Genomic DNA, 19,458 nt, shown 5'->3' on the forward strand with positions numbered 1-19,458 from the left:
GCTGAAAGCGCCAGCTGGCAAGTGTTAAGCGTTGTAAGCGCAAGTCAATTTATATATCAAGGCGAACACTATTGTTCAGAATTTCCTGGCGTTGACGGGCATCTTTTGCGCATGTAGAGGTGACTTTAAGAGCCGCTGTTCGTCTCAAGCTTCAACTGCCGGCAATGTTCAGGCTATCGACCAGCGGATGCTCGATCAGCCCTTTCTATGTCCGCCAGCCCCATGGATGACAAGCGTCCCTTGAGCAATGACAGGATTGGTGCCTACTATTCCTGGGTGCGGGGCGTGAGTGCTGTAGGGCTTTTCTCGTTGTCGAAACCGGCACGGGGTGGCGTAGATGTTCCTTCGCCGGAAAAACATCGGTAAGGTAGGGGTCAGAAACCAAGACCCGCGAGGAGTAGTGATGAGCGAGGCGTTGTCCATCCACCATGACCAGGCTGGTCATCAGTTCGAGACCAATGTGGACGGTCATCGTGCCTATCTGACCTACATGGACCTGGGGAAACAGACCCTGGATATTTACCGCACGTTTGTGCCCAATGCCCTGCGTGGACGCGGCATTGCTGCTGCGCTGACCGAAGAGGCACTGCAATACGCCGAGAGCATGGGCTACACGGTGATCCCGTCCTGTTCCTACGTCGAGCGCTACATGGAGCGCCACCAGCGCCATGCCGCGAAGCTGTGAAAGCCGATAGACACGCATAAAAAAACGCCGGGCTTAGCCCGGCGTTTTTGTGTGCGTCAGGTACGTTTGCGTTTGGGCAATACGTCCTTGAGCTTGGCGTGCATGCTGCGCAGGGTAGTCTCGGTGGCGGACCAGTCGATGCAGGCATCGGTGATCGACACGCCGTACTGCAGGTCGGCCAGATCCTTGGGGATCGCCTGGCAGCCCCAGTTCAGGTGACTTTCGACCATCAGGCCGATAATCGACTGGTTGCCTTCCAGGATCTGGTTGGCCACGTTCTCCATCACCAGCGGTTGCAGGGCTGGGTCCTTGTTGGAGTTGGCGTGGCTGCAATCGACCATGATGTTTGGCTTGATCTTCGCCTTGGTCAGCGCCTGTTCGCACAGGGCCACGCTGACCGAATCATAGTTGGGCTTGCCATTGCCGCCACGCAGTACCACGTGGCCATAGGCGTTGCCCTTGGTGGTGACGATGGACACGCCACCTTCCTGGTTGATCCCCAGGAAGCGGTGTGGGCTGGAAACCGACTGCAAGGCATTGATCGCCACGGTCAGGCCGCCATCGGTACCGTTCTTGAAACCCACGGCCGAAGACAGGCCGGAGGCCATTTCGCGGTGGGTTTGCGATTCGGTGGTACGCGCACCGATCGCCGACCAACTGATCAGGTCCTGCAAGTACTGCGGGGAAATCGGGTCCAGGGCTTCAGTGGCCGTGGGCAGGCCCATTTCAGCCAGGTCCAGCAGCAGCTTGCGGCCGATATGCAAGCCGTCCTGGATCTTGAACGAGTCGTCCAGGTATGGGTCGTTGATCAGGCCTTTCCAGCCGACGGTGGTCCGTGGCTTCTCGAAATACACGCGCATCACCAGATACAAGGTGTCAGACACTTCTGCAGCCAGCACTTTTAGGCGCTCGGCGTACTCGTGGGCAGCCTTGAGGTCGTGGATCGAGCAAGGGCCGATCACCACGAACAAGCGGTGGTCAGTGCCGTCGAGGATGTCACGAATGACTTCGCGGCCCTTGGTGACGGTCTGCAGTGCAGCGTCGCTCAAAGGGATTTCGCGTTTGAGCTGATCGGGCGTGATCAGGGTCTCGTTGGATTCGACGTTTAGGTCGTTGATCGGTAAATCAGCCATCGTGTTACTCGTCAGGGTCACGGGTGCCGGCCGCCAGCGAACCCCGTGCGGCGGAGCACAGCATGATTTAAATGCAGCGGGGAGCCGAACCTTAGCGCGTACACGCCGGCTCGACAATGGGCAATTGCGCGCAGTGGCGTACGGCCTGATAGTGTGTTGCCTGGTTAAAGGGCGTGGTGTGGATCGAGTGAAAGCGTTTGAATTGACGGATTTGGATATCGACCAGCAGTTACTGACGTTACCGGGCACTTCGCTGCTGGTGTTTACCAGCGTCGGCTGTTCCAGTTGTCGTTGGGCACGCCAGCAGATACCGGGTTGGAACCTGCCGGTGGCGCGCATCTGCTGGGTCGACGCTGGGCACAATGGTGGTGCGGTGGAGCGCTACGGGATCTTTCATTTGCCGGCTTTATTTGTAGTGTGCGAGGGTCAACTCCACGGTGCACTGCAGGTGGGCCTGAACCCCAGCGACCTCAGCGACGCTATAAATGAGGCGCTCAAACAAGAACCAGAGGAGTTGCCATGACGAGTGCAGTTGAGCCTGGCCCGCGCATTGGGATTATCGGCACCGGTGCCATCGGTGGTTTTTACGGGTTGATGCTGGCGCGCGCCGGTTTCGACGTGCATTTCCTGCTGCGCAGTGAATACGCGGCGGTCAGTGAGCGTGGCTTGCAACTCAATAGTGCGGTGCATGGGGCCTTGAACCTGCACCCGGTCCAGGCCTACGCCAATGCGGCCGACATGCCGCCTTGCGACTGGCTGCTGGTGGGCACCAAAACCACTGGTAACGTTGAGTTGGCGCCGACGATTGCCCAGGTGGCGGCGCCGGGTGCCAAGGTCGTGCTGTTGCAAAATGGCCTCGGTATCGAGGATGACCTGCGCGAACATTTGCCTGAGTCCCTGCATTTGCTCGGTGGGCTTTGTTATATCTGCGTACACCGTTCCGGGCCGGGGATTGTCGAGCATCAGGCCATGGGCCGGGTCAGTCTTGGCTATCACAGTGGCAGTGCCACTCATGATGCTGCACGCCGCCAGGCGATTGTCGAAGAGGGCGCCGGGCTGTTCCGCGAGGCCGGGATCGACTCCCAGGCCATGCCCGACCTCGACCAGGCACGCTGGCACAAACTGGTGTGGAATGTGCCGTACAACGGCCTGTCGGTGCTGCTCGGTGCGAACACCTCGACGTTGATGGCCGACGAATCCAGCCGGGAGTTGATCCAGGGGTTGATGGCTGAAGTGGTGCAGGGCGCACGGGCGTGCGGTCATGAGATCGCGCCTGGCTACGCCGAGCAGATGTTCAACATGACCGAGCGTTTGACGGACTACTGGCCAAGCATGTATCACGATCATCAGCACCAGCGCCCGCTGGAACTGGCCGCGATCTACGCCCGCCCGCTGGCCGCTGCCAGGGCCGCAGGCTGTGAGTTGCCGCGGATGCAGGCGCTGTACCAGGCCCTGAGCTTTATCGATCGACGCAACGGCTGAGGAACTGACATGGCCAAAGGGATAAGCGACAAACTGGTGCTGGCGATTTCCTCGCGAGCGCTGTTCGACCTGAGCGAAAGCCACAAGATCTACCTGGCCCAAGGCGTCGAGGCGTACCGCAAATACCAGATTGAGCACGAGGAGGAAATCCTTGAGCCGGGAGAAGCCTTTGCCTTGGTCAAGAAACTCCTGAGCCTGAACGCCAGTCTCGGGCGGGCTCGTGTCGAAGTGGTGCTGGTGTCGCGCAACAGTGCCGACACCGGTTTGCGTGTGTTCAATTCGATCCAGCATTACGGTCTGGATATTTCCCGTGCCGCGTTTGTCGGTGGGCGTAACCCGCACCCTTACCTGGCCGCGTTTGGCAGTCACTTGTTCCTTTCGACCCACGCCGAAGATGTGCGCAGTGCGCTGGACGAAGGTTTTGCCGCCGCGACTATTTTGTCTGGAGGCGCGCGGCGGGCCTCCAGCGCCGAACTGCGGATAGCCTTCGATGGCGACGCGGTGCTGTTTTCCGATGAGTCCGAGCGTGTCTACCAAACCGGTGGCCTGGAAGCGTTCCAGGCCAGCGAGCGGCAGTCGGCCCGCGAGCCTCTGCGCGGCGGTCCCTTCAAAGGCTTCCTGGCGGCGCTCAATCTGCTGCAGCGCGAATTTTCCGACGAGTCATGCCCGATCCGCACGGCGCTGGTGACGGCGCGTTCGGCGCCGTCCCACGAACGGGTGATCCGCACCTTGCGTGAGTGGGATATCCGCCTGGACGAGTCGCTGTTTCTGGGTGGCCTGGAGAAATCAGCGTTCCTTGAGGCGTTTGCTGCCGATGTGTTTTTCGACGATCAGGCCGGTCATTGCGAAAAAGCCAGGGCGGTGGTGGCCACCGGGCATGTGCCCCATGGCATCAGCAATGAACCAAAAATCCAGGTCGAAAGCTAAGTCCATCGCAGTCGCCAAGGCGCTGCTAAGCTGAAGCAATCCCCGCCATCCTGGCAGTCCAGGAGGTTTTATGATCGGTTCGATGTTGTACGCCACTGACTTGGGTGTTTATGCGCCTTATGTGATGCAACATGCGCTGGCGATGGCGCGAACGTTCAAGGCTGATCTTTATGTGATTCATGTTGTAGAGCCTATCGGGCTGTTCGCCGAGTCGGTGCTGCAAAGCTACCTTGATGAGCATGCACTGAGTGAATGGCAGACCCAGGGATTGGACACAGTGATGGCGAGTATTGAGCAGCGGGTACTGGACAGCTTTCGCGAAGAGCTGGACGACGACGCCCAGGATTTGAAACTGATTCGCTCGGTGCGGGTGATCCAGGGGGATCCCGCCCAAGTGATTCTCGACCAGGCGCAGAAACTCTCGGTGGATTTGTTGATCGTAGGAAGTCATAGCCAGGGCACGGGGGCCTCCACGCCACTGGGACGTACGGCGGCGCGGGTGTTGCAGTTGTCCCAGGTACCGGTTTATCTGGTGCCTTTGCTGCAGCGTCGGCGCAGTGATGATGTGTGATGGGGCGTAAACGATAAAAAGTTCTAGATTTATCATTCAAACCTTTAATATAGTTATATACCGTCGCTGATATCCGTGGCGTCTATCTGCTTTGAGGGACACATATGAAGCTTCAACAATTGCGCTACATCTGGGAAGTGGCGCACCACGACCTCAACGTTTCCGCCACGGCTCAAAGCCTCTACACCTCGCAACCGGGTATCAGTAAACAGATCCGCCTGCTGGAAGACGAACTGGGCGTCGAAGTGTTCGCCCGCAGCGGCAAACACCTGACCCGCGTCACGCCAGCCGGTGAGCGCATCATTACCACGGCCGGCGAAATCCTGCGCAAGGTAGAAAGCATCAAGCAGATCGCCCAGGAGTTCTCCAACGAGAAAAAAGGCACCCTATCGATCGCCACCACCCACACCCAGGCGCGTTATGCGCTGCCGCCAGTGATCAGCTCGTTCATCAAGCAGTACCCGGACGTGGCCTTGCACATGCACCAGGGCTCGCCGATGCAGATCGCCGAAATGGCGGCTGACGGCACCGTCGACTTCGCCATCGCCACCGAAGCCCTGGAGCTGTTCGGTGACCTGGTGATGATGCCGTGCTATCGCTGGAACCGCTGTGTAGTGGTCCCTCAGGGACACCCATTGGCCAAACTGCCGAAGCTGACCCTTGAAGCCCTGGCCGAATACCCGATTGTCACCTACGTGTTCGGCTTCACCGGCCGCTCCAAACTCGACGAAGCCTTCAGCCATCGCGGCCTCACGCCCAAAGTGGTGTTCACCGCGGCTGACGCTGACGTGATCAAGACTTACGTGCGCCTGGGCCTGGGCGTCGGCATCGTGGCCAAGATGGCGGTCGATACCAAGCTCGACAGCGACCTGGTGGTGCTCGATGCCAGCGAACTGTTCGAGTCCAGCGTGACCAAGATCGGCTTTCGTCGTGGCACGTTCCTGCGCGGCTTCATGTGCGATTTCATCGAGAAGTTCGCCCCGCACCTGACCCGTGAAGTCATGGCCAAGGCGATCCAGTGCCACAACAAGCAGGAACTGGAAGAACTGTTCGACGGCGTTGAACTGCCGGTTCACTGATCGGCTCAGCGGGCCTCGGTCACGGTGAACTGTTGCCGGGCGCCCGCCACCAGAATCTCCACCTCATCCCCTTCGAACTTGCCCAGCAGGCTTTTGCCCAGCGGCGAGCGAGGGGTGATGACGGTCACCAACTGCCCCACCACGTAGACTTTCAAGCCTGCCGCATCCGGTGCGAGGAACAGCCATTGCTGGCGACCGTTGTCGTCTTCCAGGCCGAGCAGGGCGCCCACTTCGATACCTCGTTGCTCATCGTAGGGCCGCAGGTTGAGGTTCTGGCACAGCACCAGTGACTGTTTGATCTCCTCGACGCGCTTGGCCTGTCCGGCGGCAAGGTAAGACGCCTCCAGGCCCAGGGTGTCGTATTTGTTCTCGGCGATATTTTCTTCGTGGGTCGCGGTTTCGTACGCGGTTTGCGCGGCGCGTTGGGCCACATCCAGATCGGCGGCGAGTTTTTCCAGGATCAACTGGAGGACGGCGTGTTTATTCATGGGGGCTTGCGGCTCAATCACACAATTGCAGGACGTTGGCCCGGCTCTTGTCGCTGGGGGCGTTCTGGTCCTGCTGGAGCCAGAACTGGCATTTGGGGTTGGACAGGTTGCGCGGGTTGGCGCGCGCCTGCTCCATCGCCTGTTGTTGCTCCTGCTTGTGCAGGTTTTGCTGGTATTGCTCGAACATTTGGTTCGGCGGTTCAGGCGTCACGGCAGGCGGCTTGCCCAACTGTTGCACGACCTGGGCCACGGGCTGTTCAAACAGGTAGCGCGAGGCCAGCCAGCCTGTCAGCACGATGGCGACAAAGCCCAGCCACAGGCCCAGGGCCACGGCAATACTGAGTTTGAACATCGACAGCGGGCGATCGGACATGGCGGCCTCCTGGCGGGCGGTTGCGGTGAGTTGCGGATTGTCGCACAGCCGGCGTGCAGAATAATCGCGATCAACCCTTCTGCATGGCGGCATTTATGCGGACAATCGAGCCTTTCAATGATGGAGCCCGGAATGAAAGCCCGCTGGGATATTTTTTGCAGCGTCGTCGATAACTACGGCGACATCGGCGTGACCTGGCGCCTGGCCCGGCAATTGGCAGCGGAACACGCCTGCGTGGTGCGCTTGTGGGTCGATGATTTACGGGCGTTCGAACGCATGTGCCCAGAGGTGGATGTGCGGTTGGACCAGCAGTGGCAAGAGGGTGTCGATGTCCGTCACTGGTCGCAGGAGTGGGTTGCGACGCCGGCAGCCGATGTGGTGATCGCCGCCTTTGCCTGCCAATTGCCCCATGACTACATGGAGGCCATGGCTGGGCGTGAGCTCCCGCCACTGTGGATGAACCTCGACTATTTGAGTGCCGAAGAATGGGTAGTCGGTTGCCACGGCCTGCCGTCGGTGAAGTTCAAGGGCGTGCAAAAGTATTTCTTCTTTCCCGGATTTCGTCCTGGTACGGGCGGCTTGCTGCGTGAGGCCGGGCTGATCGAACAGCGGCAGGCCTTTGGGCGTGATCGGCAGGCTCAGCAACAATTCCTACAAGCGCTGGGCGTCTTTCCCGCAAAGGGCGCGCGTTTGATGTCGTTGTTTGCCTATGAAAACGCCGGCTTGGCCAGTTGGCTGGACGTGTTGGCGTCTGATGGGCAAGCCACTCATCTGCTGGTGCCGGAAGGGCGCATCCTTGGCGACGTGCAACGCTGGTTGAGTATCGAGACGTTGGCAGCGGGGGATGTTCATCTGCGCGGTACCCTGACGGTACAGGTGCTGCCGTTCGTGCGGCAGGAACAATACGACCGCTTGCTGTGGTGCTGTGACTTCAACGCCGTACGCGGCGAAGACTCCTTTGTGCGGGCGCAGTGGGCAGGACGTCCGTTGCTATGGCATATCTACCGACAGGATGACGACATTCACCTGGACAAGCTCGATGCCTTCCTCACGCTCTACACCCAGGACCTGTCTGCACCGGCGAAAGCTGCGCTGATTGCCCTATGGCAAGCCTGGAACACAGACAGCGATATGGCCCCAAGCTGGAAAATGCTGCTTGAGCATTGGCCGGAACTGACCACACACGCCGAAAAATGGTGTCTGGAACAGGCCTTGCAAGCCGATCTTGCGACGGCGCTGGTACAGTTTTATGAAAATTGGATATGATACGCGACCTTGATTTTTGTAAATCCCATCCAAATTTCGGATATTCGTAATGAAAACTGGTAAAGAACTGAAACCCGGTACCGTGATCCGTATCGACAACGACCCTTGGTTGGTTCAGAAAGCTGAGTTCACCAAGTCTGGTCGTAACAGCGCAATCATGAAGACCAAGCTGAAGAACCTGCTGACCGGTTACAAGACCGAAACCGTATACAGCGCCGATGACAAACTGGACGACGTGATCCTCGACCGCAAGGAAGCGACCCTGTCCTTCATCAGCGGCGACACCTACACGTTCATGGACACCACCGACTACACCATGTACGAGCTGAACGCTGAAGACATCGAAGCCGTTCTGCCGTTCGTGGAAGAAGGCATGACCGACGTTTGCGAAGCCATCTTCTTCGAAGATCGCCTGGTTTCCGTAGAGCTGCCGACCACCATCGTGCGTAAGGTTGCCTACACCGAAGGTTCCGCTCGCGGCGACACTTCGGGCAAAGTGATGAAGCCTGCCAAGCTGGCTAACGGTACCGAGCTGCAAGTGGCTGATTTCATCGAAATCGACGACATGATCGAGATCGACACCCGCGAAGGTGGTTCGTACAAAGGTCGCGCCAAGAAGTAATTCTGGCGTTACTGACAAAAACCCGACCAAGAGTCGGGTTTTTTTATGCCTGTTTTCCCGTCACACAGTGATATGCAAGCGCACATCGACATTGCCACGAGTGGCATTGGAGTACGGGCAGACCTGGTGTGCGGCATCCACCAGGCTTTGTGCCTCATCCGCGGCCAGGCCGGGCAGGGATACGTGAAGGTCGATGTCCAGGCCAAAACCACCGGGGATCTGGCCGATGCCTACATGGGCAGTGATCGAGGCGTCATCGGGGATTTTGCGTTTGCTCTGGCTGGCGACGAATTTCAGGGCACCGATAAAGCAGGCCGAGTAGCCAGCGGCGAACAGTTGCTCGGGGTTGGTGGCCTGGCCACCGGCGCCGCCCAGCTCTTTTGGGGTGGCGAGCTTGACGTCGAGGATGTTGTCGCTGGAAACGGCGCGACCATCACGGCCGCCGGTGGCGGTGGCTACTGCGGTATAGAGGGTTTGCATGGGTTTTTCCTCGCTTGTTCTGCGCTAAAAGTTAGCGCGATAAGTAGTTGGCGAGATAAATCTACCGTGCAAGTATTTTGCGCGCAATATATTTTTTAAATGAACACGATTACCTGTAGGAGCCAGCTTGCTGGCGAAAAACCTGAGCGCGACGCGGGGCACCTGGCACCGCGCATTATCGTTGGCGATTTTCGCCGGCAAGCCGGCCTCTATAGGGGCCTATGTTCGGTCGAAAACAGTGAGAGGGTCAGACGCTACCCTGCAAGTTCCTGCGCAATTGCAGCAAGTCCGCCTGCAGCTTCTGCAGTTGCTCCATCTGCAACCCGCTGGCGCCGAAGATGCATGGAGGAACATCCATAGCCTTGTCTCGCAACGCTCGACCTGCCTCGGTCAACTCCACCACGACCACGCGCTCATCGGCACGGCTGCGCGTACGGCTCAACAGGCCTTCGGCCTCCAGGCGCTTGAGCAGTGGCGTCAGCGAGCCCGGGTCGGTGAGTAGGCGGTTGCTGATTTCGCCCACGGTCAAACCATCCTTTTCCCACAACACCATCATGGCCAGGTACTGCGGGTAGGTCAGGCCAAGGGCTTGCAGCAGGGGTTTGTAGACCTTGGTCATCAACAACGACGTGGAGTGCAGGGCGAAGCACAGTTGGTTGTTCAGAAGCAGGGCGTCGCAAGAGTCTTTCATGGCAGTGCCTTAAAGCGTATTTGATCTGGAATCTAGCGGCCAAATCTTTAACGCGCCAGATAATTCTGTGGCAGTTGTCAGCCCCAGCCGCTTTGCAGTGCCAGATCCCAAGGCGGGACGGGGCTGAAACGGCTCTTGAGGTACTCCAGCAGCAGGCGGCTGCGGGCGTTGGCCTGCTGCTCCAGGCGCAGGGCGTAAATACCCGCGCTTTCGGCGGTAGGCAGGCCGTTTTCGCAGAACAACGGTACCAGTTCGCCGCGCACAAGGTATTCACTGGCCAGCCAGGTCGGCAGGTGAGCGATGCCCAGGCCGGCCAGGGCACCGGACAGCAGGGCTTCGGCATTGTTGGCGCTCATGCGGATACGCTGTGGGCGGTAAGTGTTCTTGCGCCCATCGAGTTCAAAGCGCCAGGCGAACATCGGCGCCAGTCCTTCCCAATCCAGGCCATCGTGTTCGTTGAGTTGGCTGGGGTGGGTCGGTGTACCACGGTTTTTCAGGTAGGCCGGACTGGCACAGGCGATTCGCACGATGCTGGCCAATGGCGTGGCGATCAGCCGGGTGTCGACGATATGTCCCGCGCGCAGCACCAGATCCACCTTGCCCAGGTGTTCGCCTTGCATGTCGACAAAGCTGTCGATCAGGTGCAGGTGCACGTCCAGGCCCGGGTAGACGGTCAGAAAGTCCGCAATGGCCGGCGCCAGGTGTCGCCGGCCAAAGGCGGCGGGCGCGTCCACGCGAATCAGGCCCTCGGGCGCATGGCTCAGCGACACGGCTTCGGCCCGCGCCAATTGCAACTCCCGGACAATCCGCCGCGCGCGCTCGGCAAACGCCAGGCCGGCGGGGGTGGGCAGTACCGCATGGGTACTGCGCAGGAATAACTGGCTGCCCAGGGCGCCCTCCAGGCTGTCAATCCTACGGGCAACAGCGGAAGGGGTCAGCGGATGGCGGCGCGCGGCTGCGGAAAAGCTGCCGGCCTCCAGCACATCGAGGAACAGGCCCAGTTGGTCAGTCAAGGTCGTGGGGTTCATGGGGGATTCGCTTGTGCGTATTTGGCATAGCCATTGTGCGTTGCTATGCGTTTCCATGCCAGAGTGGACTGCGTAGCATGCAGGGCTTGAGTCAGTGCGGGGGTGTAGCTGTGGTGGATATGGCGATGTATGTGGTGCTGGGCATAGCCCTGGGTACCGTCGGCGGTCTGTTTGGCATCGGTGGCGGGTTGATCGCGATTCCGGTGCTGGGCGTGCTGTTTGGCCTCGATCAGCAAATCGCCCAAGGCACGGCGCTGGTGATGGTGGTGCCGAATGTGATGCTGGCCTTGTGGCGTTATCACCAGCGTAATCGCATTGAGCTGCGCCATGCCTTGCCCCTTGGCGTCACGGGTTTCTGCTTTGCCTGGCTGGGTTCGATCTGGGCGGTAGGCATCGATGCGGGCGTCATGCGTATTGGCTTTATTGCGTTTTTGGTGGCCCTGTCGGCGTACAACCTGTTGCGTATGGTCACCAGCAATGCGCCACCCAGTGCGCAGATGCGTTACTCCTGGCCGTGGCTGGGGGTGTTGGGAGCGGCGTCGGGTTCCATGGGTGGCCTGTTCGGTGTCGGCGGCGCGGTGGTTGCGACGCCGGTCTTGACCAGTGTGTTCGGCACCACCCAGGTGGTCGCCCAGGGCCTTTCCCTGGCATTGGCCTTGCCTAGTACAGGCGTCACGCTGGTGACCTATGCCTGGCACCACGAAGTGGATTGGCTGATCGGCGTACCCCTGGCCGTCGGCGGGTTGCTCAGCATCAGTTGGGGCGTGAAAATCGCCCACGCATTGCCGGAGCGCCTGTTGCGCGGTTTGTTCTGCGGCTTCCTGGTGATGTGCGCGGTGATGTTGACCTTTAAAGTCTGAAACCCTCCAGGATGTATTCCGCCAGGCATTCGGTGATGGGGGAGGACATGCTCGGGTTGCGCAGCAGTCGCAGGTTGACCGTGTGCAGGGGGCCGAAACCTTCGTCACTGCCGAGTATGCGCAGATCTTCGGTGACCAGGCTTTCCATCATGACCGTCACCGCCAGCCCCGCACCGACCACCGCCTGGATCGCCGCGCCGTTGGAGCTGTGATAGGCCAGGCGATACTCGCGCCCTATGGCATCCAGCGAAGCGCGGGCCCATTGGGTGCAGAAGCTGTCCATGCCGGAAATCGCCAGGGGCAGGGCTTCGTGTTCATCCACGCAGAAGCAGGGGGAGGCCACCCAGACCATGCGTTCGTTACGCAACAGCTCGCCGATTTCATTACCCGCCTCGCGGCTGACCACCGTGAGTGCCAGGTCGCGTCGCTGCATCAGGATGGGTGTTCCTTCGCAGTGCATCTCGATCTGGATCAGCGGGTATGCCTTGGAAAACCGCTTGAGAATGCCCGGCAGGTAGCGCATCACATAGTCATCCGGGGTGCCGATCCTCACCAGCCCGACCATGTGCGGTTCGCGCAGGGTGTTGAACACCTCGCTGTGCAGTTTCAGGATGCGCCGCGCATACCCCAGCAACACCTGGCCCTCGGGTGTGAGCCTGACCTGCCGCCCATCGCGCTCGAACAGCTTGCGTTGCAGCACGTCTTCTTCCAGGCGCTTCATCTGCATGCTCACGGCGGACTGGGTGCGATTGACCAACTCGCCGGCGCGGGTGAAACCGCCCTGGTCGGCGATGGCGACGAAGGTGCGCAGCACGTCGGTGTCGATGCTCGGGTAGTTGGACAATTGATCAATCTCCGAGATGTATAACATAAGAAACATTCGTTGGATTGATCATAGCCGCAGGCACAGACTTCAGTCATCCCCACTGGAGGGCGAGATGATGAAAGGTCAGAAAGGTTTTGTGTTGATGGTAAGGCGACCGTTTTCCGGGCTGTTTCAGCGGGTTTCTCGTTGGTATGCCCTGCATTGCGAACGTCAGTTGCTGGCAAGCATGAGTGATGAGTCGCTCAAGGATATCGGTTTGACGCGTGCCGATGTGGAGCAGGAGCGCCACCGGCATTTCTGGAATGATCCGTTGGGTAAATGACGGGCATCGCGCTACAGTTCGCGGGCGCAATCAGGAGATGCACATGCCCGCAGAACTGAGTTTTTCCCTCAAGCAGGCGCGCCGTCTGGCGCTGGCGGCCCAAGGTTTCAGCGGGCGCCAGCCGCCGGCGCAGGTCAAGGCCGCGCAGGTCAATCGCCTGATCGAGCGCCTGGGCGTATTGCAGATCGATTCGGTCAACGCAGTGGTGCGCTCCCACTATCTGCCGCTGTTTTCCCGCCTGGGCAATTATTCCCCGCTGCTGCTCGAACAGGCCGCCTGGAGTCAGGGCCGACGGCGCACGCTGTTTGAATATTGGGGGCATGAAGCCTCCCTGCTGCCCATGGCGCTGTATCCGTTGATGCGCTGGCGCATGCAGCGCGCGTCCGAGGGGCAGGGGATCTATCAGCAGATGGCGCGTTTTGGCCGCGAGCAGCAGGCCACCATCCGCCGCGTGCTGGCTATCGTCGAACAACAGGGCGCGCTGGGAGCCGGCAGCCTGTCGACCCGTGAAGAGCGCGCCGGGCCCTGGTGGGACTGGAGTGATGAAAAGCACGCCTTGGAGTGGTTGTTCGCCGCGGGCTGGGTGACGGTGGCCGGGCGGCGGGGTTTCGAGCGGTTGTACGACTTGCCGGAGCGAGTCATTCCAGCGGCCATTCTGCAACAGGCGCCCTTGAGCGAAGCCAGCGCCCAGCGTGGTCTGATAGTGCATGCCGCAACGGCGTTGGGTGTCGCTACGGAAAAGGACCTGCGCGATTACTTCCGCCTGGAACCCGCGCAGAGTCGCGGGCGCCTCGCCGAATTGGTCGAGGATGGGCAATTGCAGGTCTGCCAGGTTCAGGGTTGGAAGCAGCCGGCTTATTGCCTGCCCGAGCCAAGCGTCCCGCGCAAGGTGGTGGCCAGTGCCTTGCTGTCGCCCTTCGATTCACTGATTTGGGAGCGTAGCCGCACCGAACGATTATTCGACTTTCGCTATCGACTGGAAATCTACACCCCGCAGGATAAACGGGTGTATGGCTATTACGTGCTGCCGTTTCTGCACAACGAACGGATTGCTGCGCGGGTGGACTTGCGGGCCGAGCGGGCCAATGGCCGGCTGGCGGTGCATGCCGTGCACGAGGAAGAACCGGGGTTGGACGAGGCGGGGATGCTGGCGTTGGCGTTGAACTTGCGGCAGATGGCCGATTGGCTGGGGTTGGCGCAGGTGCAGATCAACTGTCAGCGGCACAGTGCGGCCCGGTTGCGGGTGGCGATGCTGGCGATGGAAGTTGCCAGGTAGGGTGCTATCGCGGGCTTACCCGCGATAGCGGTGGATCAGGCCACCACCGCTCTAGCGTTTGACCTGTTTCAATGTCTCGGCAATCAGGAACGCCAATTCCAGCGACTGATCGGCGTTCATCCGTGGGTCGCAATGGGTGTGGTAGCGGTCCGACAAGCCATCCTCGGTAATCGGCCGCGCGCCACCAATGCATTCGGTAACATTCTGTCCGGTCATTTCGATATGAATCCCTCCGGCATAAGTGCCTTCGGCTTCATGAACCTGGAAGAACTCCTTCACTTCGCTGAGGATCTGCGCAAAGTCCCGGGTCTTGTAGCCGCTGCTGGCCTTGATGGTGTTGCCATGCATCGGGTCGCTGCTCCACAGCACCTGCTTGCCTTCGTGCTGCACGGCGCGGATCAGGTTGGGCAGATGGTCGCCGACCTTGTTGGCGCCCATGCGCGCGATCAGGTTCAGGCGGCCGGGGTCGTTGTCCGGGTTGAGGATGTCGATCAGGCGAATCAGGTCGTCGGGGTTCATGCTCGGGCCGACCTTGACCCCGATCGGGTTGTTCACCCCGCGCAGGAACTCGACGTGGGCGCCATCGAGCTGGCGCGTGCGGTCGCCGATCCACAGCATATGGGCCGAACAGTCGTAGTAGTCGTTGGTCAGGCTGTCGCGGCGCACGAAGGCTTGCTCGTAGTTGAGCAGCAGGGCTTCGTGGGCGGTGAAGAAGCTGGTCTCGCGCAATTGGGGCGAGGTGTCCATGCCGCAGGCACGCATGAAGGCCAGGGTCTCGTCGATGCGGTCTGCCAGTTGGCTGTACTTGTCGGCCAGGGCGGAGTTGGCAATAAAGTCCAGGTTCCACTTGTGCACCTGGTGCAGGTCGGCAAAACCGCCCTGGGCGAAGGCCCGCAGCAGGTTCAGGGTGGCGGTGGACTGGTGGTAGGACTGCAGCAGGCGGTCGGGATCCGGGACGCGGCTTTTCTCGTCGAAACCGATGCCGTTGACGATGTCGCCACGGTAGGCGGGCAGGGTGATGCCGTCGATGGTTTCATCATTGGCCGAGCGCGGCTTGGCGAATTGGCCGGCCATGCGCCCGACTTTTACCACTGGGCAGCCGGCCGCGAAGGTCATGACAATGGCCATCTGCAGCAGCACTTTGAAGGTGTCACGGATCTTTGCGGCGGAGAATTCGGCAAAGCTCTCGGCGCAATCGCCACCTTGCAGCAGGAACGCGCGACCCTGGGTCACCTCGGCAAACTGGCGGCGCAGCTCCCGGGCTTCGCCGGCGAAGACCAGCGGCGGGTAACTGGCCAGGCTCTGCTCGACCTGCAACAAGTGCGCGGCGTCAGGGTAGCGGGGTTGTTGCTGGATCGGCAGGGCGCGCCAGCTGTCAGGGCTCCAGGGTTGGCTCATCGTGAACTCGAATGAATGTCGGGGACGTGCATGTTATCAGCAATTAGTGCGTGACCTGCTGGCGCTGCTTGGCCGACAATCGCGCCTTTCCCGCCTGGTACCAGGCGGCTTGCACCCGTGCCGGGGCCATTAGGAGATGAAATGTCTGAGGAGCGCGTCGAGCGCCTGCTGGCTGAGGTCCATGACGACTTCGGCATGATCCGTGTGCTGGAAGTGGCCGATTACCGCTTTCTTGAGTTTGGCGATGCCATCGAGCAGAGCTGTGTGTTTACTGCCGATCCGAGCTGGCTGGAGTATGACTACACCCGTGCCATGCTGATTGGTGCCCTGTGCCATGAGCAGCCCGAAAGTGCGCTGTTCCTCGGCCTGGGTGCCGGGACCCTGACCCAGGCTTGCCTCAAATTCCTGCCCCTGGAAGATGTCGAGGCCATTGAGTTGCGCCCGGACGTGCCGCGCCTGGCTATCGAGTATTTAGGGCTCGATGATGACCCGCGGTTGTACATCCGCGTGGGCGATGCACTGGAGTTGCTGGAGACTGCGGAGCCGGCGGACCTGATTTTCGTCGACTTGTATACCGATGTGGGGCCGGGGGTTGGCCATCTGGCCTGGACCTTCCTGGAAAATTGCCAGAAGAAACTCAACCCCGGTGGCTGGCTGGTGATCAACCAGTGGGCGACCGATGATGGCAAGCCGCTGGGTGCTGCACTGTTGCGCGGGCTTTATCATCGGCATTACTGGGAGTTGCCGGTGAAGGAGGGCAACGTGATCCTGCTGGTGCCGGCGGATCTGGAGCAGACGCTGGACCTGGCGGCGGTTTCAGCGCGGGCCGAGGCGCTGGCGCCGCGCCTGGGGTATTCGTTGCAGGCGTTGATCAAGGCTGTTCGTCCGGCGACCTAGTTGCCTGTACTGGCCTCATCGCGGTCAAGATGACCGCGTACACCAGTGGGAGCGGGCTTGCCCGCGATGAGGCCATCACATCTGCTCACAATCCCTTGAACACCCCCGGCCGCTTCTCCAGCATCGCCCGCACCCCTTCCTTAGCATCCTCGCTGTTAAGCAGTTTCTCGACCAGCACTGGCAGCCCGGCCGCCGCAGCGGTCTCGCCTTCATCCCGCGCCTGGCGTGCCGATGTCAAAGTGGCCTGCACCCCCAGCGGCGCCTGGCTGGCGATCCGATTGGCCAGGGCCAACGCCCGGGGCAGCAGGTCTTCGCTGGCCATGACCTCTTGCACCAGCCCCAGTCGCAGCGCTTCATGGGCATCGAACTCATCGCCCGTCAGCAACCAGCGCATGGCATTGCCCCAGCCGGCGATCTGGTGCAGGCGCAGGGTGGCGCCGCCAAAAGGAAAGATCCCACGCTGTACTTCCATCTGCGCAAAGCGCGTATTGCTGGCGCACAGGTTGATGTCCGCCGCGAGCATCAATTCGATACCGATGGTCAGGCAATAGCCCTGCGCGGCAACGATCACTGGTTTGCTGACCCTGGGCCCGGCGAACACGCCCCATGGGTCGCAGCCTCCCAGCGGCGGTTGCCAGCCTTGCGCCATGGTGTGGGCGACGTTGATCAGGTCCAGCCCGGCGGTGAAGTGGTCGCCATGCCCGAACACCACGGCCACGCGCGCTTCTTCATTGCGATCGAACTCGCCATAGGCCAGGCTCAGTTCGTTGAGCAGGTCGAGGTCAAAAGCGTTGCGCTTGGCGACCCGATCAAGTCCCAGCAGCAGGACATGCCCTTGTAGTTCACGGCTGACGCGGCTGCTGCTGGCTTGTTTCATGGGTGGATCCTCGGGCGCGAAAGGCAGTTTCGGACCGAAGGGCCCGCTGCAAAAGGTGAAGCGTTTAAGCGCAATGACCAACAGGGCCGGGCCTTTGAAAAATAGACGTTCCTGCGAGGATGCGCAAAGCCTGTGACACAGAGCAGTTGAATGGCCTTTTCCGATAAAAAAAGCTCCCTTTTTCAGGGATTTCCGGTATAGTGCGCGCCGGCCTTTAACCGGGCCGCGTTTAGGTAGCGCAATTCCCCGAAGTCAGCTTCGGCTGCACGTCCGCACAGCGGACTCTTCCTTGACGAATCTTTTTCATTCATTCGTTTTCGCAAATCCCCGCCGACAAAGCAGCCAGGGCGACTCTTGAGTCTCAACACGGCATGCGCAGCTTTGGAGCATGGGTCTTTGCGGATGCACTTAGAGGCAGACCCATGACCCAGGAAACCGGCGGCTTCGCCGCTTTTAATCTTAACCCGAACATTCTTGCTGCCGTCATCGCGACTGGCTACGAAGAACCTTCGGCTATTCAGCAGCAATCGATCCCGATCATCATGGCCGGCCAGGACATGATTGGCCAGGCGCAAACCGGTACCGGTAAAACCGCCGCGTTCGCCCTGCCTATCCTGCACTGCATCGATCCTGCCAAGCGCGAGCCGCAAGCCCTGATCCTGGCGCCAACCCGTGAGTTGGCGCTGCAAGTAGCAACCGCTTTCGAAACCTACGCCAAGCAAATGCCGGGCGTTACCGTTGTGGCCGTTTACGGCGGCGCCCCTATGGGCCCACAACTGAAAGCCATCCGTAATGGCGCACAGATCGTTGTCGCCACTCCGGGCCGTCTGTGCGACCACCTGCGTCGTGACGAAAAAGTGCTGTCGACCGTGAATCACCTGGTTCTCGACGAAGCTGACGAAATGTTGAAGCTGGGCTTCATGGATGACCTGGAAGTCATCTTCAAGGCGCTGCCACCGACCCGTCAGACCGTATTGTTCTCGGCCACCCTGCCGCAGTCGATCCGTGCCATTGCCGAACGCCATCTGCGCGATCCGCAACACGTGAAGATCCAGACCAAGACCCAGACCGTTACCGCGATCGAACAGGCTCACCTGTTGGTTCACGCTGACCAGAAGACCTCGGCTGTATTGAGCCTGCTGGAAGTCGAAGACTTCGATGCCCTGATCATGTTCGTGCGCACCAAGCAAGCGACTCTGGACCTGGCCAGTGCCCTGGAAGCCAAAGGCTACAAAGCCGCTGCGCTGAACGGTGACATCGCCCAGAACCAGCGTGAGCGTGTGATCGACTCCCTCAAGGATGGCCGTCTGGACATCGTTGTGGCGACCGACGTTGCTGCTCGTGGCCTCGACGTTCCACGTATCACCCACGTGTTCAACGTTGACATGCCGTACGACCCAGAGTCCTACGTTCACCGTATCGGCCGTACCGGTCGTGCGGGTCGCGAAGGTCGTGCATTGCTGCTGGTGACTCCGCGTGAGCGCCGCATGCTGCAAGTGATCGAGCGTGTAACCGGTCAGAAAGTTGCCGAAGTCCGCTTGCCGGATGCCCAGGCCGTTCTCGATGCGCGCATCAAGAAACTGACCAACAGCCTGTCGCCGCTGGTGGCTGATGCTGAATCGACCCACGGTGATCTGCTGGACCGCCTGACTGCCGATATCGGTTGCACCCCGCGTGCCCTGGCTGCAGCCCTGCTGCGCAAGGCTACCAACGGTCAGGCCCTGACCCTGGCTGCGATCGAGAAAGAACGTCCACTGGTGCCGAACAACGCTCCACGCGGTGATCGTCCAGAGCGTACCGGCGACCGTCCGGACCGTGGTGATCGCGAGCGTCGTGCTCCGGTTGCATTGGCTGAAGGCCGTGCTCGTTGCCGTACCGCGCTGGGCGCACGTGACGGTATCGCCGCCAAAAACCTGCTGGGCGCTATCCTCAACGAGGGTGGCCTGGCACGTGAAGCAATCGGTCGTATCCAGGTGCGTGACAGCTTCTCCCTGGTGGAGCTGCCGGAAGATGGCCTGGAGAAGTTGCTGGCCAAGCTCAAGGACACCCGCGTTGCCGGCAAGCAGCTCAAGCTGCGTCGCTATCGCGAAGATTGATCGACCTTAGGGTTGATTGATCGAACATAAAAAATCCCCGACTGGTTCGGGGATTTTTTTTGCCTGGGATTTGGGCCAGGA

The 19,458-nt window shown here is 60.4% G+C and carries 22 protein-coding genes; 13 read left to right on the top strand and 9 right to left on the bottom strand.

Annotated elements, in window-relative coordinates; genetic code table 11:
• Positions 1-403 precede the first annotated feature (403 nt).
• Positions 404-685 (top strand): GNAT family N-acetyltransferase, encoded by a 282-nt coding sequence (locus FJD34_RS08930; protein ID WP_029297992.1) that lies wholly within the window; start codon positions 404-406, stop codon positions 683-685.
• 56 nt (positions 686-741) lie between these two features.
• Here the strand turns inward: FJD34_RS08930 and FJD34_RS08935 are convergent, their stop codons facing one another.
• Positions 742-1,818, bottom strand: a complete 1,077-nt coding sequence (locus FJD34_RS08935; RefSeq protein WP_029297994.1) for a 3-deoxy-7-phosphoheptulonate synthase — start codon at positions 1,816-1,818, stop codon at positions 742-744.
• Positions 1,819-2,005: 187 nt separating this feature from the next.
• Between FJD34_RS08935 and FJD34_RS08940 the strand changes: the two genes are divergently transcribed.
• The 5 genes from FJD34_RS08940 to cysB all read left to right on the top strand — a co-directional run bounded on the left by FJD34_RS08940 (position 2,006) and on the right by cysB (position 5,877).
• Positions 2,006-2,341 carry a YbbN family protein gene (locus tag FJD34_RS08940; RefSeq protein ID WP_050593441.1) on the top strand — a complete coding sequence of 112 codons (336 nt, stop codon included), beginning with the start codon at positions 2,006-2,008 and terminating at the stop codon, positions 2,339-2,341.
• Entirely contained in the window at positions 2,338-3,300 is a 963-nt protein-coding gene (locus FJD34_RS08945) for a putative 2-dehydropantoate 2-reductase (protein WP_032863063.1), read from the top strand. The genes FJD34_RS08940 and FJD34_RS08945 overlap by 4 nt, the downstream gene beginning before the upstream one ends.
• A 9-nt stretch (positions 3,301-3,309) precedes the next feature.
• On the top strand, positions 3,310-4,227 hold the full coding sequence (locus FJD34_RS08950) for a 5'-nucleotidase (RefSeq protein ID WP_032863060.1): 918 nt from the start codon (positions 3,310-3,312) through the stop codon (positions 4,225-4,227).
• A gap of 70 nt (positions 4,228-4,297) precedes the next feature.
• A complete protein-coding gene (locus FJD34_RS08955; protein ID WP_065942587.1) occupies positions 4,298-4,798 on the top strand; it encodes a universal stress protein in 501 nt (166 codons plus the stop codon).
• Positions 4,799-4,902: 104 nt separating this feature from the next.
• On the top strand, positions 4,903-5,877 hold the full coding sequence (cysB, locus tag FJD34_RS08960; protein ID WP_010176165.1) for an HTH-type transcriptional regulator CysB: 975 nt from the start codon (positions 4,903-4,905) through the stop codon (positions 5,875-5,877).
• A 5-nt stretch (positions 5,878-5,882) separates the two neighbouring features.
• Here the strand turns inward: cysB and FJD34_RS08965 are convergent, their stop codons facing one another.
• The gene (locus tag FJD34_RS08965) at positions 5,883-6,365 is read right to left on the bottom strand and encodes a GreA/GreB family elongation factor (RefSeq protein ID WP_090291536.1); all 483 of its coding nucleotides are present in this window, start codon (positions 6,363-6,365) and stop codon (positions 5,883-5,885) included.
• A gap of 13 nt (positions 6,366-6,378) precedes the next feature.
• Positions 6,379-6,738, bottom strand: a complete 360-nt coding sequence (locus tag FJD34_RS08970; RefSeq protein WP_032863054.1) for a hypothetical protein — start codon at positions 6,736-6,738, stop codon at positions 6,379-6,381.
• Positions 6,739-6,870: 132 nt separating this feature from the next.
• On the opposite strand from FJD34_RS08970, the gene earP reads away from it, so the two are divergent.
• Entirely contained in the window at positions 6,871-8,004 is a 1,134-nt protein-coding gene (earP, locus tag FJD34_RS08975; RefSeq protein WP_090291534.1) for an elongation factor P maturation arginine rhamnosyltransferase EarP, read from the top strand.
• Positions 8,005-8,053: 49 nt separating this feature from the next.
• Complete coding sequence (locus FJD34_RS08980; RefSeq protein WP_032863050.1) at positions 8,054-8,626, top strand: elongation factor P; 573 nt, start codon at positions 8,054-8,056, stop codon at positions 8,624-8,626.
• 60 nt (positions 8,627-8,686) lie between these two features.
• Here FJD34_RS08980 and FJD34_RS08985 read toward each other — a convergent pair whose 3' ends face one another.
• The 3 genes from FJD34_RS08985 to FJD34_RS09000 all read right to left on the bottom strand — a co-directional run bounded on the left by FJD34_RS08985 (position 8,687) and on the right by FJD34_RS09000 (position 10,825).
• A complete protein-coding gene (locus FJD34_RS08985; RefSeq protein ID WP_076963876.1) occupies positions 8,687-9,106 on the bottom strand; it encodes an organic hydroperoxide resistance protein in 420 nt (139 codons plus the stop codon).
• A gap of 247 nt (positions 9,107-9,353) precedes the next feature.
• A complete protein-coding gene (locus FJD34_RS08995) occupies positions 9,354-9,797 on the bottom strand; it encodes a MarR family winged helix-turn-helix transcriptional regulator (RefSeq protein ID WP_090291532.1) in 444 nt (147 codons plus the stop codon).
• 77 nt (positions 9,798-9,874) lie between these two features.
• Positions 9,875-10,825, bottom strand: a complete 951-nt coding sequence (locus FJD34_RS09000; RefSeq protein ID WP_032863043.1) for a LysR family transcriptional regulator — start codon at positions 10,823-10,825, stop codon at positions 9,875-9,877.
• 110 nt (positions 10,826-10,935) lie between these two features.
• On the opposite strand from FJD34_RS09000, the gene FJD34_RS09005 reads away from it, so the two are divergent.
• Entirely contained in the window at positions 10,936-11,685 is a 750-nt protein-coding gene (locus FJD34_RS09005) for a sulfite exporter TauE/SafE family protein (protein ID WP_032863042.1), read from the top strand.
• Here the strand turns inward: FJD34_RS09005 and FJD34_RS09010 are convergent.
• The gene (locus FJD34_RS09010; RefSeq protein ID WP_090291530.1) at positions 11,675-12,556 is read right to left on the bottom strand and encodes a LysR family transcriptional regulator; all 882 of its coding nucleotides are present in this window, start codon (positions 12,554-12,556) and stop codon (positions 11,675-11,677) included. The two genes, FJD34_RS09005 and FJD34_RS09010, sit on opposite strands and share 11 nt — an antisense overlap.
• 70 nt (positions 12,557-12,626) lie before the next feature.
• Between FJD34_RS09010 and FJD34_RS09015 the strand changes: the two genes are divergently transcribed.
• Both FJD34_RS09015 and FJD34_RS09020 read left to right on the top strand, forming a co-directional pair.
• Positions 12,627-12,833, top strand: a complete 207-nt coding sequence (locus FJD34_RS09015; RefSeq protein WP_032863432.1) for a DUF1127 domain-containing protein — start codon at positions 12,627-12,629, stop codon at positions 12,831-12,833.
• A gap of 43 nt (positions 12,834-12,876) precedes the next feature.
• Complete coding sequence (locus FJD34_RS09020) at positions 12,877-14,109, top strand: winged helix-turn-helix domain-containing protein (RefSeq protein WP_032863034.1); 1,233 nt, start codon at positions 12,877-12,879, stop codon at positions 14,107-14,109.
• Between the two features lie 51 nt (positions 14,110-14,160).
• Here the strand turns inward: FJD34_RS09020 and FJD34_RS09025 are convergent, their stop codons facing one another.
• Positions 14,161-15,507, bottom strand: a complete 1,347-nt coding sequence (locus FJD34_RS09025; RefSeq protein WP_032863033.1) for a class II 3-deoxy-7-phosphoheptulonate synthase — start codon at positions 15,505-15,507, stop codon at positions 14,161-14,163.
• Positions 15,508-15,648: 141 nt separating this feature from the next.
• On the opposite strand from FJD34_RS09025, the gene FJD34_RS09030 reads away from it, so the two are divergent.
• Complete coding sequence (locus FJD34_RS09030; protein WP_032863032.1) at positions 15,649-16,404, top strand: spermidine synthase; 756 nt, start codon at positions 15,649-15,651, stop codon at positions 16,402-16,404.
• An 85-nt stretch (positions 16,405-16,489) separates the two neighbouring features.
• On the opposite strand, the gene FJD34_RS09035 is transcribed toward FJD34_RS09030, so the two are convergent.
• Entirely contained in the window at positions 16,490-17,281 is a 792-nt protein-coding gene (locus FJD34_RS09035; RefSeq protein WP_032863030.1) for a crotonase/enoyl-CoA hydratase family protein, read from the bottom strand.
• Between the two features lie 422 nt (positions 17,282-17,703).
• On the opposite strand from FJD34_RS09035, the gene FJD34_RS09045 reads away from it, so the two are divergent.
• Complete coding sequence (locus FJD34_RS09045; protein ID WP_032863027.1) at positions 17,704-19,377, top strand: DEAD/DEAH box helicase; 1,674 nt, start codon at positions 17,704-17,706, stop codon at positions 19,375-19,377.
• The last annotated feature ends 81 nt before the right edge of the window (positions 19,378-19,458 follow it).

Source organism: Pseudomonas brenneri (assembly GCF_007858285.1).
Lineage (GTDB): Bacteria > Pseudomonadota > Gammaproteobacteria > Pseudomonadales > Pseudomonadaceae > Aquipseudomonas > Aquipseudomonas brenneri.